The following is a 15,254-nucleotide window of genomic DNA, read 5'->3' on the forward strand; positions in this document are numbered from 1 at the left end:
TGTTCTTATTCTCCGCTCGCGGGTATATACCCGCTTGTAATCGAACAAACCCGCGCTCAGGCGAGTTCATCCAGCAAGGCCAGCAAGGTTTCGCGCTTTTCGGCGCCTAACTGATCAATCAATTTTTGCTGCGCCGCTTCCCACGCCGGCAACGCCGCAGCCAGCCGTTCTTCGCCGGCTTGCGTCAACAGCACCAGGCGGTTGCGCAAGTCATCACCCTCGACCAACTGCACCAGGCCTTCGCCTTCCAGCACCCGCAAGTTGCGCCCCAAGGTGCTGCGATCCAGGCCCATGGCGTCGGCCAGGCTGGAAATGCTCGGTTGGTCGAGACGCTGCAAGTTGCACAGCAAAGAATACTGGGCGACGTTGATCCCGAAGCCGTCGAGAGCGCCGTCGTAATGCCTGCTGACGCCACGGGCGGCACGTCGCAGGTTGGTGCATAAACATTGGGAGGCAAGCATGGAACGTGTATATACCCGCGATTAAGGAAATGCAAGAAAGTGTTACAGAGCCAAACCGATCAACACCGCGACTTCCAGCAACTCCAGGAGTGCGCCAGCTGTGTCGCCGGTGGTGCCACCCAGCCGGTTGACCATCAATTGGCGCAGGCCGATAAAACACAGCGCCGCCAGCAGAACAGCCATGCCGCCGCTGAAACCGCCGATCAGGATGCAGGCCAGGCCACTGAGGATCAGCACCTGTTGGCCGACAACCCGCGGTAAATGGTCCGACAGCGCCTGACCCAAACCGCCTGCACGCACATAGCGCGTTGTAAGGAACAGCGCCAGCATCGACGCCCGCCCGATCAATGGCGCCAGGATCAATGCCGCGCCATTACGTTGCTCGATCAACGCCACCAGCGCGGTGAACTTGAGCAACAGCACCAAGCCCAGGGTAACCACCGCAATCGGCCCGCTGCGCGGGTCTTTCATGATGGTCAGGGTGCGCTCGCGGTCGCCGAAGCCACCGAGCCAGGCATCGGCGCTGTCCGCCAGGCCGTCCAGGTGCAGGCCACCGCTAAGCAACACCCACGCGGTCAGCAATAAGGCGGCATGCAGCAACAACGGCGCGCCCATCAATACGCTGTTCAGCGCCCATAACAGCACGCCGAACAACAGCCCGACCACAGGATAAAACAGCAGCGAACGCCCCAACTCTTGTGGCTGCGGCATGCCCGGCAAACAAATCGGCAGGCTGCTGAGAAATTGCAGGGCGATCCAGAATGGCAGCATCGTCAGGTTCCTTCTTTCAACACACCATCGGCAGCCACGTGCAGGCTGAACAGCCCACCATGGCCGACCTCGACATTCAACAACTGCTCGCGCGGCAAACCTCGCGCTCGCGCCAATAGCAGACGCATCACGCCACCGTGGCTGATCAGCAACACGCGCTCACCAGCATAAGCCTGGTGCAAGCGCGAGACGGCGCTGAGGACACGGTGTGAAAAGTCGCTGACCGGCTCACCCTCAGGGGGGGTGAAGCTGTAGGGATCGGCCCAGAACAGCCCCAACCCTTCAGCGTCGGTTTCCATCAGCGCCGCTGCGCTATGCCCTTCCCAGGCGCCGAAGTGCAATTCCTGCAGGTCTTTTTCCAGGTTCACCGGCACATCGAGGCGTGCGCCCAACTCTTGGGCGAACAGCGCGCAACGCTGCAGCGGCGAGCTGACCAGGCGGTCCCAAGGGCCCTGCTCTGCTACGGCGGCGCGCATCTGCGCCCAGCCCTTGTCGGTGAGCGCGTCGTCAAGGCTGCCGCGCAGACCGCCACCCAGCTCGGTTTCGCCGTGGCGCAGCAGGTCCAGGTGCAAGGTCATGCCGGGCGGTCTGCCACGGCCGCTTCGGCGAATGTCGCCATTTGCCCGTGCAGCGCACACGCAAGGCGCAGCAACGGCACCGCCAGCGCCGCACCACTGCCCTCGCCCAGGCGCAGGCCGAGTTGCAGCAAGGGTTCGGCGTTGAGGCTTTGCAGTACGTGACGATGGCCCGGCTCGGCGCCACCATGGCCGAATACCAGCCATTCTCGACACGCCGGGTTCAGGCGCGTGGCGACCAGTGCGGCGACGGTGCAGATAAACCCGTCCACCAGCACGACGATGCCTTCTTGTGCGCAGGCCAGATAGGCACCGACCAGCGCGGCGATTTCAAACCCGCCGAGGTTGAACAGGGTGTGCAATGCGTCATCGCGCTGTCCGGCATGCAGCGCCAGTGCGCGCTCGATGACTGCTACTTTGTGGCTGACGCCCTGGGCGTTCAAACCGGTGCCCGGGCCTGTGAGGTCGCTGACCTTGCAATCGAGCAGCGCACAGGCCAAGGCGCTGGCGGCGGTGGTATTACCGATGCCCATTTCACCGCCGATAAACAGCTGGGCGCCACCGGCCAAAGCGCGCCGAGCGCTATCGCGACCGGCTTGTAGCGCCAGGCAGCCCTGAGCTTCAGTCATGGCCGGGCCGTTGACGAAATTCGCCGTGCCCGCGCCGATGTTCAGGTGACGCACTCCGGGCAGGTTCAGCGAGGGCGTCACCGTACCGAGGTCGACCACTTCCAGCTGCGCATCCAGCTGACGTGCCAACACACTGATGGCTGCGCCGCCAGTGACGAAGTTGTGCAACATTTGCCCGGTCACTTCCTGGGGAAACGCCGACACGCCTTCTGCGACGACGCCATGGTCACCGGCAAAAATGGCGATCCACACCTGGTCCACCAACGGTTTGACCTGGCCTTGCAGGCCGGCCAGTTGCACCGCTACAGCTTCGAGCTGGCCGAGCGAACCGGCCGGTTTAGTCAGCTGTTGTTGGCGCGCCAGCGCTTGTTCGTACGCTGAGGCGTCGACAGCCTTACAAGGGTTGAGCCACCAGGTGTCAGTCATAACGCAGTACCTTTCAAAGTCAGGGGCAGGCCGGCAACCGTCAGGACAACACGCTGACACCGCTCGGCCAAGGCTTGATGCAGCCAACCGGCTTCATCCACATAGCGGCGAGTCAATTCGCCCAGCGGCACGACACCCATTCCGGTCTCGTTGCTGACAAAAATGATTTCACCCGGCAGTGCAGCCAGGGTTTGCAGCAATTGATCGCGCTCCAGCGCCAGGCGCGCCGGGTCTTCGAGCATCAGCAGGTTGGTAAGCCACAGGGTCAGGCAGTCCACCAGCAGGCAGCGATCGGCGGCGGCGTTTTCGCGCAGTACGCGGGCCAGTTCGATGGGTTCTTCAATCAGGCCCCAATGATCGGGACGCCGCGCACGGTGATGCGCGACGCGCGCGCTCATCTCGCCATCCAGCGGCTGGCTGGTGGCGATGTAGATGACGGGCAAGGTGCTGTCGCTGGCGAGTTTTTCGGCCAGGCGGCTTTTGCCGGAGCGGGCACCGCCGAGGATTAATTGATGCATGGGGTGGCACCTTGTTCGGCGGGTGGAGAGGTTGAGGTGTGCCGCGGCAAGTGGGGTGAGTCAGGTAGGCATGCAGTGGCTGAGCCATGGCCATCGCAGGCAAGCCAGCTCCCACAGAAAGGCAGATCTGCTTTTGATCTGGCTTTTGATTTTGATCTCAGTCGCCCCGTTAAACCACGCTGGCCGAACGCAGGTTTGAATCCGTGGGTAACCCGGCAGGACGCCGGGTTAGCCGCGCTGGGCCAAGGATGGCCCATCGCGGCGGCCCACGGATTCAAGCCTGCGTTCGGGTACACCGAGCCCAGGCGAGGTGCCGAGTGGTGGGGCGAAGACTTTTTGGTTACTTTTGTGTCTTTACAAAAGTGACCCGCTGTAAGAGCGGAACCATAAGTGGCCGTTACCCAGCTGACGGATATGTACACCGACAAACCGCCATCGCAGGCAAGCCAGCTCCCACATTTGGACTGGGTGTACACCGTCAGAGCCCGCATAGCTTGCGCAACAACGCGGTATCCAGGTGGTTCTCCACCAGGTCCGCCAAACGCTCGATATCGCGCTCGCGCAAGGCGTGGTAATCCACCTCCTGCACGTCCTGCAACCCAGCCCAGCGCAACAAGGCGCTGCACGCCGCGGGGCTTTCGAACAGGCCATGCAGGTAGGTGCCGAGAATCTGCCCGTCGGCACTCTGGGCGCCGTCACTGCGGCCGTCATCCAACCGCACGGCGGCGTTCGCCAGCGCTTCACCGCAAGTCACGCCGGCGTGGATCTCATAACCACTGACCTCGGCATCTTCCAGCAACAAGCGCCCACGCACATTGCGCAGCTGCTTCTCTTCCTCCAGCGTCGTACTGAACGCCAACAGCCCCAAGCCTTCACTGGAGCCAGCCGGCCCTTCCAGCCCGAGCGGGTCATGCAGCTGCTCGCCGAGCATCTGCAAGCCGCCGCAAATCCCCAGCACCTTGCCGCCATAACGCAAGTGCCGCGCCACGGCAGTGTCCCAGCCGTTGGCGCGCAAATAGGCCAAGTCACTGCGCACGCTTTTGGAGCCCGGCAGGATAATCAGGTCGGCAGGCGGAATCGGCTGGCCCGGCCCGACAAACTGCAAATCCACCTGCGGGTGCAGGCGCAGCGGGTCGAAATCGGTGTGGTTGCTGATGCGCGGCAATACCGGCACCACCACCTTGAGCACTTGGGCGGCCTTGTCGATCTGGCGCTGGTCGATGCCGTCTTCGGCTTCCAGGTGCAGGTCCATCACGTAGGGCAGTACGCCCACCACGGGCTTGCCGGTGCGCGCTTCCAACCAGTCGAGGCCAGGCTGCAGCAAGGCGATATCGCCGCGAAAACGGTTGATAATGAAGCCCTTGACCCGCGCCTGTTCGGTTGGCGAAAGCAATTCCAGAGTGCCGACCAGGTGGGCGAACACGCCGCCGCGATTGATGTCGGCAATCAGTAGCACCGGGCAATCCACAGCCTCGGCAAAACCCATATTGGCAATGTCATTGGCGCGCAGATTGATCTCGGCAGGCGACCCCGCGCCTTCCACCATCACCACCGGGTAAGCCGCGCTCAGGCGTGTGTGAGAGGCTAGCACCGCCTGCATCGCGATGGCTTTATAGTCGTGATAGGCCACGGCGTTCATGCTGGTCACGGCGCGGCCATGGATGATGACTTGGGAGCCGGTGTCGCTGTTGGGTTTGAGCAGCACCGGGTTCATGTCAGTGTGTGGCGCCAGGTTGGCGGCCTGGGCTTGCACCGCCTGGGCGCGGCCGATCTCGCCACCTTCAGCGGTCACGGCACTGTTGAGCGCCATGTTCTGCGGCTTGAACGGCGCCACCGCGATGCCTTGGCGCACCAGCCAGCGACACAGCGCGGTCACCAGGGTACTTTTGCCCGCGTCGGAGGTGGTGCCTTGCACCATCAGCGTACTCATGGTGCTTCCTTGTAGACAGCCAGGGCTTCGTCGAGTCGCAGCCAATCTGCCTCGGTATCGGGCAAGCCAAAGCGCAGGCTGCTGTCGTGGACAAACAGGCGCAGCAGAATGCCGCGCTGGGCCATGAATTCATGCATGCGTTCGGCGTGCGGGGTGATCAGCCACTGGAACAGGGCGCAGCCACCGTGGGGTTGAAAGCCGTGGCGTTCGAGCAGGTCAAACAAGCGCCGACCCGCTTCGACACAGCGCTCACGCTGACGAACCTGCCCGGCGGTATCACGCAGGCACACTTGGCCGAGCACGCGGGTCGGCCCGCTGACGGCCCACGGCCCAACCTGCTCGGCCAACAGCCGCAGCAACCGGCGCTCAGCCAGCACGAAGCCCAGGCGCACACCGGCCAGGCCGAAAAATTTGCCGAACGAGCGCAATACAATCAGGCCGACATGATGGGTGTGGCTGGCCAGGCTGAGCTCTGGTGTGACGTCCATGAATGCCTCGTCCACCACCAGCCAACCGCCGCGTTGGGCCAGCCGCGCGTGCCAGTCCAGCAGGCGTTGCGGGCTCAGGCTAAGGCCGGTGGGGTTGTTGGGGTTAACCACCACCAGCACGTCAAGGCTGTCGAGAAAGAAGTCGACTTCCTGCTCCTGCACTTCGCGCACCACATACCCGGCGCGGCGCCAGGCTTCGGCGTGCTCGGCGTAACAGGGCGACAACACGCCAACCTTGCCGGAGCGGCGCAGACGCGGCAGCAGCTGGATCGCGGCCTGGGAGCCCGGCACCGGCAGCAGGTGGGCGGCACCGTAATAGTCGCAGGCGGCCTTTTCCAGGCCGTCGTCGGCTTCCGGCAAACGCGCCCAGGCGCGCAGCGGGATGTCCGGGATCGGCCAGGGCCAGGGCGCGAGGCCGCTGGACAGGTCAAGCCAATCGGCCTCGGCAATCCCGTATTCAATCACCGCCTTACGCAGGCGCCCACCGTGCTCAAGCATACAATTGCGCCCCCGCGCAGAGGATCAACAGCCATAACCAAACGCCACGCTGCACCAGTTGCCAGCCACGGTCGATGGCGTCGGCATCGGCGGCCGGGCCTTCGCCCAACTGCGGACGCTGATGCAGCTCGCCGTGATAGATCGCCGCGCCACCCAGCTCGACGCCCAGGGCGCCCGCCCCGGCCGCCATCACCGGACCCGCGTTGGGACTGTCCCAGGTGGGGCCTTGGGTGCGCCAGCATCTGAGCGCCAAGCGAGTTTTGCCTAAAACGGCGTAGGTCAGCGCCACCAGCCGTGCAGGAATATAGTTGAGCACATCGTCGATCCTGGCCGCTGCCCAGCCGAAGCGCTCGAAGCGTTCGTTGCGATAGCCCCACATGGCGTCGAGGGTATTGCTCAGGCGGTACAGCACCACGCCCGGCACACCGGCGACCACAAACCAGAACAACGCGGCGAATACCGCGTCGCTGCCGTTCTCCAGCACTGACTCGGTGGCGGCGCGGGCGACTTCGGTGCTGTCCAGCTCGCTGGTCTGGCGACTGACCAGATAACTCACACGTTTGCGCGCTTCATCCAGGTCACCGCTGCGCAACGCCTGCGCAACCGGGATCACATGTTCACCCAGGCTGCGCATGCCCAGCGCCAGGTACAGCGCCAGGATTTCCAGGACCCAGCCGATATAGGGCGCCCACGATAACGCGGTCGCCAGCAGTGTCAGCGGCACCACGGCGATAAACCATGCGGTCACGCCGTGGCTGCGCCAGCCACGGCCACCGGTGTTGAAACGTTGCTCGATGCGCCCGGCGAAATTGCCGAACGCCACCAGCGGATGCCAGCGCCTGGGTTCACCCAGCAGCGCATCCAGCGCCACCGCAGCGACACACAGCAAGGCCACACTCATTGACTCACTCCCCACACATTCTCATACAACATGTCACTCAGCGGCCGTGGTTCGGTCCAGCCTTCGAGTTGCAACATCGGTGCCGGGTAGAACTCGGCCACCGGGCCCAGGCACAAGACGGCCAGGGGTTTGGCGCCGGGCGGCAGGCCCAGCAGGTCGGCCAGGGCTTGTGGCTCGAACAGCGAGACCCAGCCCATACCAATGCCCTCGACACGGGCGGCCAGCCAGAGATTCTGGATCGCGCAGGACAGCGACGCCATGTCCATCTCCGGCAAGGTGCGCCGGCCAAAAATATGGCGCTCGCGGTCGTCCATCAACGCGGCCACCAATACTTCGGCGCAGTCGTGGATGCCTTCGACCTTGAGCTTCATGAATTCGTCGGAGCGCTCGCCCAGGGCTTCGGCGGTGCGCACGCGTTCTTCCTCCACCAATTGCTGAATATTCCCACGCAGTTGACGGTCGCTGATGCGGATAAACCGCCAGGGTTGCATCAAGCCCACGCTGGGCGCCTGGTGTGCGGCCTGGAGCAGGCGGTGCAGCAATTCGGGCGCGACCGTGCCGCCGGTGAAGTGGCGCATGTCGCGGCGTTCGGCGATGGCGCGGTAGACGGCTTGGCGGTCGGCTTGGGGATAGGCGTTGTTGGTCATGGCCCTATCGCGGGCAAGCCCGCTCCCACATTTGCAATGCATTCCCCTGTGGGAGCTGGCTTGTCGGGTCGCCGCATCGCTGCGATAGCGGTCTCAATGCTCGGCGCGAAGAGTGCGGCCACCGCCGTTGGATTCGACGGAAAATAAAAGTGCACGTATGAAGCCGTCATCCGCCCCTGCCGATACACCGCCTCCGCCCCGCGCCCGCCATTGGGGCTCAGGCCGCGGGCAATCGGCTGCCATTCGGTGCTGGTCAGGGAATGGTGATAGGTATGGCCGCGCAGCACGCCTTCGGGCAACTCGACACTTTGCAGGGCCAGGGCGGCAAGTTTCTTTTGCATCACCGCATCGCCTTGCAGCAGGCCGACCAGTTCGGCACGGGCGCCGTCCACATCGGTGAGCGAATCCAGCAGGTAGAGCATGCCGCCACATTCAGCCAGCAGTGGTTTGCCAGCCGCATGATGGGTGCGAATAGCCGCAAGCATCCGGGTGTTTTCAGACAGTGCCTGGTGATGCAATTCGGGATAGCCGCCGGGCAAGTACAGGCTGTCGGCGTCGGGCAATTGGTGATCATGGATCGGCGAGAAAAACTTCAACTCAGCGCCCATTGCCCGCAACAGATCCAGGCTGGCGCCGTAGGTAAAAGCGAAGGCTTCATCACGGGCTACGGCAATACGCACACCGGCCAACAGCGGCTCAGCCTCAATCAGTTGCGGCGCGGCGAACGTCACCGGCGGCGGCAACGCCACTTCGCAGCTGCTGCCCAGCGCCTGGGCTGCGGCGTCCAGGCGCGCATCGAGGTCATTGAGTTCACTGGCTTGCACCAGGCCCAGGTGACGGCTCGGTAATTCAATCCCGGTTTCACGGGACAGCGCGCCATACCAGCGCAGGCCTTCGGTGAGGCTGCCCTCGAGCAGCTGCGCATGACGCAGGGTGCCAACGCGATTGGCCAGCACACCGGCGAATGGCAAGTCCGGCTGGTAGCGCGCCAGGCCCAAGGCCAAGGCACCAAAGGTCTGGGCCATGGCGGTGCCATCAATGACCCCGAGCACCGGCACACCAAAGTGCCGCGCCAGGTCGGCGCTCGACGGTGTGCCGTCAAACAGCCCCATTACGCCTTCGATGAGAATAAGGTCAGCCTCGCCGGCTGCTTCCCACAGTAAGCGGCGACTTTCTTGCTCGCCCACCATCCACATGTCCAACTGATACACCGGCGCACCGCTGGCGCGCTCGTGGATCATCGGGTCGAGAAAATCCGGCCCGCATTTGAACACGCGCACCTTGCGCCCCAGGTTGCGGTGCAAGCGGGCGAGCGCGGCGGTGACGGTGGTTTTGCCCTGGCCGGACGCCGGTGCGGCGATCAATACGGCTGGGCAATGACGGGGCTGATTCAAAGTTCGACGCCCTTCTGTGCCTTGATACCGGCTTGGAACGCGTGCTTGAGCATGCCCATTTCGGTGACGGTGTCGCCCATTTCGATCAGTTCAGGCTTGGCGCCACGGCCAGTCACCACAACGTGCTGCATGGGTGGGCGGGCCTGCAGGTCGCTGAGCACCTGGTCCAGATCGAGGTAGCCGTGCTTGAGGGCGATGTTCAACTCGTCCAGCACCACCAGGCCGATGGACGGGTCTTGCAGCAATTCGCGGGAAACCGCCCAGGCGGCTTCGGCGGCGGCGATGTCGCGCTGGCGGTCCTGGGTTTCCCAGGTGAAGCCTTCGCCCATTACATGGAAACGCACTTGCTCGGGGAAACGCCGGAAGAACAACTCTTCGCCGGTGCTGTTACGCCCCTTGATGAACTGCACCACGCCGCACTGCATGCCGTGGCCCATGGCGCGGGCGAGCATGCCGAATGCCGAGCTGCTTTTGCCTTTGCCGTTACCGGTCAGCACCAGCAGCAAGCCGCATTCGTTTGGGGAATTGGCGATACGCTCGTCGATCACGGCTTTTTTGCGCAGCATGCGCGCCAGGTGGCGTTCGTCGCGGTCGGGGGAATCAGTCATGGCAGCTCTCCGTTGGGGCTGGACAAAAACGGCGGGCAGGAAAAAGAAAAACAGACAGCCAAGCATCGCCCACCGTGATGCTGTTGGATGATCCAGGCCGGTCTCCGGGCTCATGAGTGGCGCTCTGCTGATAGCGCGAGCAGGCCAACGGCGCGCCTTCCCATATCACGCGGATACAGTGGCAAAAGGCACCGTTTTGACTCATTTACCGTTGCGGGGGCAGCGCCGGAATTGCGGCTGCGCTGTGTACAAACGCGCTCACTCACCGGCTTCCCTGTTTCACTCTGTCGGCACATGGGCCACAGAGCACCTGGAACAAGCCGCGAAGGTTAGTGGGTTGGGGGTGGAGCGTCAATTAAAGCTGGCCTTGCACTTGAACCATCCGACTGCCGCGCTTCTCTACCTTTACAGGTATTAAGGAGAAAACCATGTACAAAACCAGACTCGCCTTACTGATCATGCTGGCAGGCACCCTCGCCGCCTGCGGTGAAAGCTCTACCCTGCAGGTCTCGGACGGCACCGGGCCATCGCCCAAGCTGCCGGAGCCGAACAAAACCCTGATCCCCACCGTAAACATCGCCCCGGCGATCGGCTGGCCGGAGGGTGCCAAGCCGACAGCCGCTGCCGGGACTCAAGTAGCGGCATTTGCCGAAGGCCTGGATCACCCGCGCTGGCTCTACGTTTTGCCTAACGGGGATGTGCTGGTAGCCGAAACCAATTCGCCACCCAAACCGGATGACGCCACGGGCATTCGTGGCTGGGTGATGGAGAAGGTCATGGGCCGCGCGGGCGCGGGCGTGCCGAGCCCGAACCGCATCACACTGCTGCGCGATGCCGACCATGATGGCGTGGCCGAGACGCGCACGGTGTTTCTGGAGAACCTCAATTCACCGTTTGGCATGACCCTGGTGGGTAACGACCTGTACGTCGCCGATTCGGACAAGCTGCTGCGCTTCCCTTACCAGCCGGGTGAAACCGCGATCAAGGAGGCCGGTACCAAGGTGGTCGACCTGCCGGGCGGCAGTATCAACCACCACTGGACCAAAAATGTGGTGGCCAGCAAGGACGGCAGCAAGTTGTATGTGAGTGTCGGCTCCAACAGCAATGTCGGTGAGAACGGCCTGGCGGCGGAGGAAGGCCGAGCGGCGATCTGGGAGGTCGACCGCGCCACGGGCCAGCACCGTATCTTTGCCTCCGGTTTGCGCAACCCCAATGGCATGGCCTGGGAACCGCAGAGCGGCAAGCTGTGGACGGCGGTCAACGAGCGCGACGAAATCGGCAGCGACCTGGTGCCGGACTACATCACCTCGGTCAAGGATGGCGCGTTTTATGGCTGGCCCTTCAGTTACTACGGCCAACATGTGGACGTGCGGGTCTCACCGCAAAACCCCGACCTGGTCGCCAAGGCCATCGCCCCGGACTATGCCGTGGGGCCGCATACCGCGTCCCTTGGGTTGACGTTTGCCGAGGGCAGTAAACTCCCGGCACAGTTCAGCAACGGCGCTTTTATTGGCCAGCATGGTTCGTGGAACCGCAAACCGCAAAGTGGCTACAAGGTGATCTTCGTGCCGTTCGAGGGTGGGCAACCCAAGGGGCAGCCGGTGGACGTGCTGACCGGGTTTCTCAATAAAGACGAAAAAGCCATGGGCCGGCCGGTGGGCGTGGTGATTGATCAGCAAGGGGATTTGCTGGTGGCCGATGATGTGGGGAATAAGGTGTGGCGGGTGTCGGCGGTTAAGTAACTGCCTTGTATGGGGCCCATGTGGGAGCTGGCTTGCCTGCGATGGAATCGCCTCGGTTTAACTGACAGACCGAGCCGCCTGAATCGCAGGCAAGCCAGCTCCCACACAAGCCGGCTCAGACACTTGGGCCCGAGTGGCTTAAGGATTACGCGCCAGGCTTGCCGGCAACACGCGCTTGGCGCTCAGGTAGGCATTCTGCCAATAGGCCTTGGACAAGGTGTCCAGCTTCACCGTACCGCCCGTTTGCGGGGCGTGTACGAATCGCCCTTCACCCACGTAGATACCTGCGTGGCTTACTCGCGAGCCGCCGCCGGTGGCGAAGAAGATCAGGTCGCCGGTTTGCAGGTTGTTTTCGCTCACATCCTGAGCGCGCATCACGATCAGTTCGCGGGTGGTGCGCGGCAGGCTGATGCCGGCGGCGTCACGGTACACAAAGCCGATCAGGCCGCTGCAATCGAACCCGGAGTCCGGGGTGTTGCCGCCCCAACGGTAAGGCGTGCCGACCAGGCCCAGCGCACGGAAGAGCACGTCTTCGGCAGCTGGCGAGAAATTTTGGGTCGAATAGTTGAACACCGGCCTGGGCTTGACCGCGACAGGCGCAGGCGGCGGTGGACGGCTTGCGCAGGCGCTGAGGAGCGCGGCGCAAACAAGAAGAATGAGGCGGGCTGAGGTCGACATGGGCAGAACAATCCTGATCTGGATGCGGCTTTCGCTGCCGAACGCTGAAAACCAGAACGCGCAAGCAAAGCTCGCGCGAACGGATTACAACAATGTCCAGGGATTCTAGCGCTTACGCGTCAAACTTCAAGTATCACTTTAACTTTACTTGCTAGCGGTAACCGTAGTCGGGGCCATGGCGAGGGCGCGCTTGGCTTCGATGAAGGTTTTGCTCCAGTAGCTGTCACCCAGGTTGTCGACTCGAACACCGCCACTGCGACGGCTGCTGGAGTGGATAAACTGGTTATCGCCCAAGTAGATACCGGCGTGGCTTACACGACCACGGCCTGCCGTACTAAAGAAAAGCAGATCACCGGGCTTGAGGTTGTTGCGTGCGACCAACGGTGCATCCACGTTGATCATTTCGCGTGTAGAGCGTGGCAAATTCATGCCGGCTTCTTCACGGAACAGGTAGCCGATAAAGCCGCTGCAGTCGAAACCGGCTTCAGAGGTACCGCCGAAACGGTAACGGGTACCGATCAGGGACATGCCGCGTTCGAGGATGCTGTCGGCCAGAACGGGAAGCTGGTAAGGCTTGTTGCCGGCGAAGGCAGCGAGTTCTTTCTCAGTAGCCTGCTCTTCTTTATAAAGAGCTTCTTCATAAACAGTAGAAGACTGCGCTGCAACGAACTTTGCCTGATTTTGAACCTGTGGTTTTTGCTGCTCAGCCACGTTTTGAGTGTGGGTGGCGCAACCAAACAACAGGGTAACGAGTGCGAGAGGCACGAGGGGTGCAAAGCGATTTAGCATGGGCACGACCGTGGCTGATGTGTAAAGAAGTCGAGACTATGCCCTCTATCACATCGATTTGCAAATTCAATCGTGATCTATGTGACTTCTGGTTTGGACTATGACATCTAAGCCCTTAACACCCTATTCATGCCTGTTGCGTGGCCAAACCGGCCCAAACGCAGGTTTTCTGGCGCCTGGAAGTTGCCGAAAACCCCACTGGACAAGGGCTGGCTACCAGCCGAGGGTTTCCTTGAGAAACGGAATGGTCAGCTTGCGCTGGGCCTGCAAGGAGGCTTGATCGAGCTGTTCGAGCAAATCGAACAACGCGCTCATACTGCGGGTGCCACGGGTGAGAATAAAGTGCCCGACTTCGTCGGTCAGGTGCAGGCCACGGCGCGATGCGCGCAATTGCAGGGCACGCAGCTTGTCTTCGTCGGAGAGTGGGCGCATTTGAAAGATGAGCGCCAGGGTCAGGCGTGATTTGAGGTCAGCCAGTTTCACCGGCAGCTCACGCGGCGAGGTGGACGCAGCAATCAGCAAGCGCCGGCCGCTGTCACGCAGGCGGTTGAACAGGTGAAACAGCGCCTCTTCCCAATCTGCCTTGCCGGCGATGGCCTGCAGGTCATCCAGGCACACCAGTTCGTATTGCTCAAGGTGGTCGAAGATGCCAATGCCACGGTCCATCAACTCAGCCAGCGGCAAGTAAACCGCCGGCTCGCCCATCTGCTCGAAGCGCAGGCACGCGGCCTGCAACAGGTGGGTACGCCCCACGCCGTGTTTGCCCCACAGATAGATCAGGCTTTCAGTCCACCCGGCGTCGGCTTCGCAGAGCCGCTCGACATAGCCGAGTGCAGCGGCATTGGCGCCTGGGTAGTAATTGATAAAGGTGGCGTCGTCACGCAGACGCACACCCAAGGGCAGCTGAATCGGTTTCATGCTGACTGAACGGCTCCAAACGAACCGTTAGTGGCCTCTGTGTAAAGTTTGCAAAGTTTATACCCGTGAAGCCGGGCGCACAATGCAGCAGACCACAAGCAAAATCAAAGGTTTGCGTTAACTTGGGGCGATTTGCGCAATTTGTTTGACACCCCGCCCCAGAAACAACAAACCCGGCTTAGGCCGGGTTTGTTGCGAAACGGTTACAGGTCCGGGTCTTCAACCCCGGTATACGCATCCGAATCCTTATATAGATCATGGACGTGGCGCACCAACACCATGATCACCGCCGCCACCGGCAGCGCAAGCAAGATGCCAGTAAAGCCAAACAGCTCACCACCCGCCAGGATCGCAAAGATCACCGCTACCGGGTGCAAGCCAATGCGGTCACCCACCAGCAACGGCGTCAGTACCATGCCTTCCAAAGCCTGGCCGACCATGAATACCGCCACGATCCCAAGCATCGGGTACAGGTCGCCGCCAAACTGGAACAGCCCGGCCACCAGCGCGGCGCCGATGCCAATCACAAAGCCCATGTACGGCACGATGGCGGCCAAGCCGGCGATCAAGCCGATCAACAGTCCCAGCTCCAAACCAATCGCCATCAAGCCGGCGGCATAGATGATCCCCAGCGCCAGCATTACCAGCAACTGACCGCGTACAAACGCGCCAAGCACCTCGTGGCACTCTTGTGCCAGGGAAACGATGCGCTCTTCGTTATTGCGTGGCAGCAGGCTGCGGATCTTGGCCATCATGATGTCCCAGTCACGCAGCAGGTAGAACGCCACCACCGGGATCAGCACCAGGTTGGTCAGCCAGCCGATCAATGCAAGGCTGGAGGCCGTGGCCTGGCTGAGCACCACACCGACAATGTCGGTGGTCTGGCCCATATGCTCACTGATCGCGGCCTTGACCTTGTCGAACTTCCAGAAGCCATCCGCCAGCCCCAGCTTGGCCTGAGCCCACGGCATCGCAGTGTGCTGCAACCAGTCGAGCATTTGCGGCGCCAGCTCATAGAGACGGAACAGCTGCTTGGCCAGCATCGGCACCAACACCAACACCAGCACCGTGATGATCAATGTGAACAGCGCAAACACCGTCACCACACCCCAGGTGCGCGACATGCCGATTTTCTCCAGTCGATCCACCACGGGATCGAACAGATAGGCGAGCAGCAACGCCACCAGGAACGGCGTCAGGATCGAATGCAGCAAGAACACAAAAACGCACAGCAGGACAACCCCACCAAGCCACACCCAACGACGCGTATCCGCCATAAAC

General features: G+C 62.3%; 16 protein-coding genes and 1 riboswitch. Of the genes, 1 reads left to right on the forward strand and 15 read right to left on the reverse strand.

What is annotated here, in order from left to right; genetic code table 11:
• Nucleotides 1-56 precede the first annotated feature (56 nt).
• The 11 genes from HBO23_RS19060 to cobO all read right to left on the reverse strand — a co-directional run bounded on the left by HBO23_RS19060 (nucleotide 57) and on the right by cobO (nucleotide 9,846).
• On the reverse strand, nucleotides 57-461 hold the full coding sequence (locus HBO23_RS19060; RefSeq protein WP_017134898.1) for a MarR family transcriptional regulator: 405 nt from the start codon (nucleotides 459-461) through the stop codon (nucleotides 57-59).
• A 42-nt stretch (nucleotides 462-503) separates the two neighbouring features.
• Nucleotides 504-1,232 carry an adenosylcobinamide-GDP ribazoletransferase gene (locus tag HBO23_RS19065; protein WP_170039150.1) on the reverse strand — a complete coding sequence of 243 codons (729 nt, stop codon included), beginning with the start codon at nucleotides 1,230-1,232 and terminating at the stop codon, nucleotides 504-506.
• A 2-nt stretch (nucleotides 1,233-1,234) separates the two neighbouring features.
• On the reverse strand, nucleotides 1,235-1,810 hold the full coding sequence (gene cobC, locus HBO23_RS19070) for an alpha-ribazole phosphatase family protein (RefSeq protein ID WP_170039152.1): 576 nt from the start codon (nucleotides 1,808-1,810) through the stop codon (nucleotides 1,235-1,237).
• Nucleotides 1,807-2,862, reverse strand: a complete 1,056-nt coding sequence (gene cobT / locus HBO23_RS19075) for a nicotinate-nucleotide--dimethylbenzimidazole phosphoribosyltransferase (RefSeq protein ID WP_017134895.1) — start codon at nucleotides 2,860-2,862, stop codon at nucleotides 1,807-1,809. The genes cobC and cobT overlap by 4 nt, the downstream gene beginning before the upstream one ends.
• Entirely contained in the window at nucleotides 2,859-3,380 is a 522-nt protein-coding gene (cobU, locus tag HBO23_RS19080) for a bifunctional adenosylcobinamide kinase/adenosylcobinamide-phosphate guanylyltransferase (RefSeq protein WP_099548861.1), read from the reverse strand. The genes cobT and cobU overlap by 4 nt, the downstream gene beginning before the upstream one ends.
• A 478-nt stretch (nucleotides 3,381-3,858) precedes the next feature.
• Complete coding sequence (locus tag HBO23_RS19085; protein ID WP_170039154.1) at nucleotides 3,859-5,310, reverse strand: cobyric acid synthase; 1,452 nt, start codon at nucleotides 5,308-5,310, stop codon at nucleotides 3,859-3,861.
• Nucleotides 5,307-6,296 (reverse strand): threonine-phosphate decarboxylase CobD, encoded by a 990-nt coding sequence (gene cobD / locus HBO23_RS19090; protein ID WP_170039156.1) that lies wholly within the window; start codon nucleotides 6,294-6,296, stop codon nucleotides 5,307-5,309. The genes HBO23_RS19085 and cobD overlap by 4 nt, the downstream gene beginning before the upstream one ends.
• Nucleotides 6,289-7,197: an adenosylcobinamide-phosphate synthase CbiB gene (cbiB, locus tag HBO23_RS19095; RefSeq protein WP_170039158.1), complete on the reverse strand. Its 909-nt coding sequence runs from the start codon at nucleotides 7,195-7,197 to the stop codon at nucleotides 6,289-6,291. The genes cobD and cbiB overlap by 8 nt, the downstream gene beginning before the upstream one ends.
• On the reverse strand, nucleotides 7,194-7,844 hold the full coding sequence (gene bluB / locus HBO23_RS19100) for a 5,6-dimethylbenzimidazole synthase (protein WP_017134890.1): 651 nt from the start codon (nucleotides 7,842-7,844) through the stop codon (nucleotides 7,194-7,196). Before bluB ends, cbiB begins: the two co-directional genes overlap by 4 nt.
• Nucleotides 7,841-9,238 carry a cobyrinate a,c-diamide synthase gene (locus HBO23_RS19105; protein WP_099548859.1) on the reverse strand — a complete coding sequence of 466 codons (1,398 nt, stop codon included), beginning with the start codon at nucleotides 9,236-9,238 and terminating at the stop codon, nucleotides 7,841-7,843. Before HBO23_RS19105 ends, bluB begins: the two co-directional genes overlap by 4 nt.
• The gene (cobO, locus tag HBO23_RS19110; protein WP_010208674.1) at nucleotides 9,235-9,846 is read right to left on the reverse strand and encodes a cob(I)yrinic acid a,c-diamide adenosyltransferase; all 612 of its coding nucleotides are present in this window, start codon (nucleotides 9,844-9,846) and stop codon (nucleotides 9,235-9,237) included. The genes HBO23_RS19105 and cobO overlap by 4 nt, the downstream gene beginning before the upstream one ends.
• Before the next feature lie 77 nt (nucleotides 9,847-9,923).
• Nucleotides 9,924-10,175, reverse strand: a riboswitch (cobalamin riboswitch).
• A gap of 99 nt (nucleotides 10,176-10,274) precedes the next feature.
• On the opposite strand from cobO, the gene HBO23_RS19115 reads away from it, so the two are divergent.
• Nucleotides 10,275-11,588: a sorbosone dehydrogenase family protein gene (locus tag HBO23_RS19115; RefSeq protein ID WP_170039160.1), complete on the forward strand. Its 1,314-nt coding sequence runs from the start codon at nucleotides 10,275-10,277 to the stop codon at nucleotides 11,586-11,588.
• A 138-nt stretch (nucleotides 11,589-11,726) separates the two neighbouring features.
• Here HBO23_RS19115 and HBO23_RS19120 read toward each other — a convergent pair whose 3' ends face one another.
• The 4 genes from HBO23_RS19120 to HBO23_RS19135 form a co-directional block, all read right to left on the reverse strand.
• Nucleotides 11,727-12,266: a C40 family peptidase gene (locus tag HBO23_RS19120; RefSeq protein ID WP_017134887.1), complete on the reverse strand. Its 540-nt coding sequence runs from the start codon at nucleotides 12,264-12,266 to the stop codon at nucleotides 11,727-11,729.
• Between the two features lie 144 nt (nucleotides 12,267-12,410).
• Nucleotides 12,411-13,055, reverse strand: coding sequence for an NlpC/P60 family protein (locus HBO23_RS19125; RefSeq protein WP_017134885.1), 645 nt, complete (start codon nucleotides 13,053-13,055; stop codon nucleotides 12,411-12,413).
• A 213-nt stretch (nucleotides 13,056-13,268) separates the two neighbouring features.
• Nucleotides 13,269-13,973 carry a DnaA regulatory inactivator Hda gene (gene hda, locus HBO23_RS19130; protein ID WP_017134884.1) on the reverse strand — a complete coding sequence of 235 codons (705 nt, stop codon included), beginning with the start codon at nucleotides 13,971-13,973 and terminating at the stop codon, nucleotides 13,269-13,271.
• A gap of 203 nt (nucleotides 13,974-14,176) precedes the next feature.
• Nucleotides 14,177-15,250 carry an AI-2E family transporter gene (locus tag HBO23_RS19135; RefSeq protein ID WP_026013513.1) on the reverse strand — a complete coding sequence of 358 codons (1,074 nt, stop codon included), beginning with the start codon at nucleotides 15,248-15,250 and terminating at the stop codon, nucleotides 14,177-14,179.
• Nucleotides 15,251-15,254 lie beyond the last annotated feature (4 nt).

It is taken from the genome of Pseudomonas sp. WS 5532, assembly GCF_012985445.1.
Taxonomy (GTDB): Bacteria; Pseudomonadota; Gammaproteobacteria; order Pseudomonadales; family Pseudomonadaceae; genus Aquipseudomonas; species Aquipseudomonas edaphica.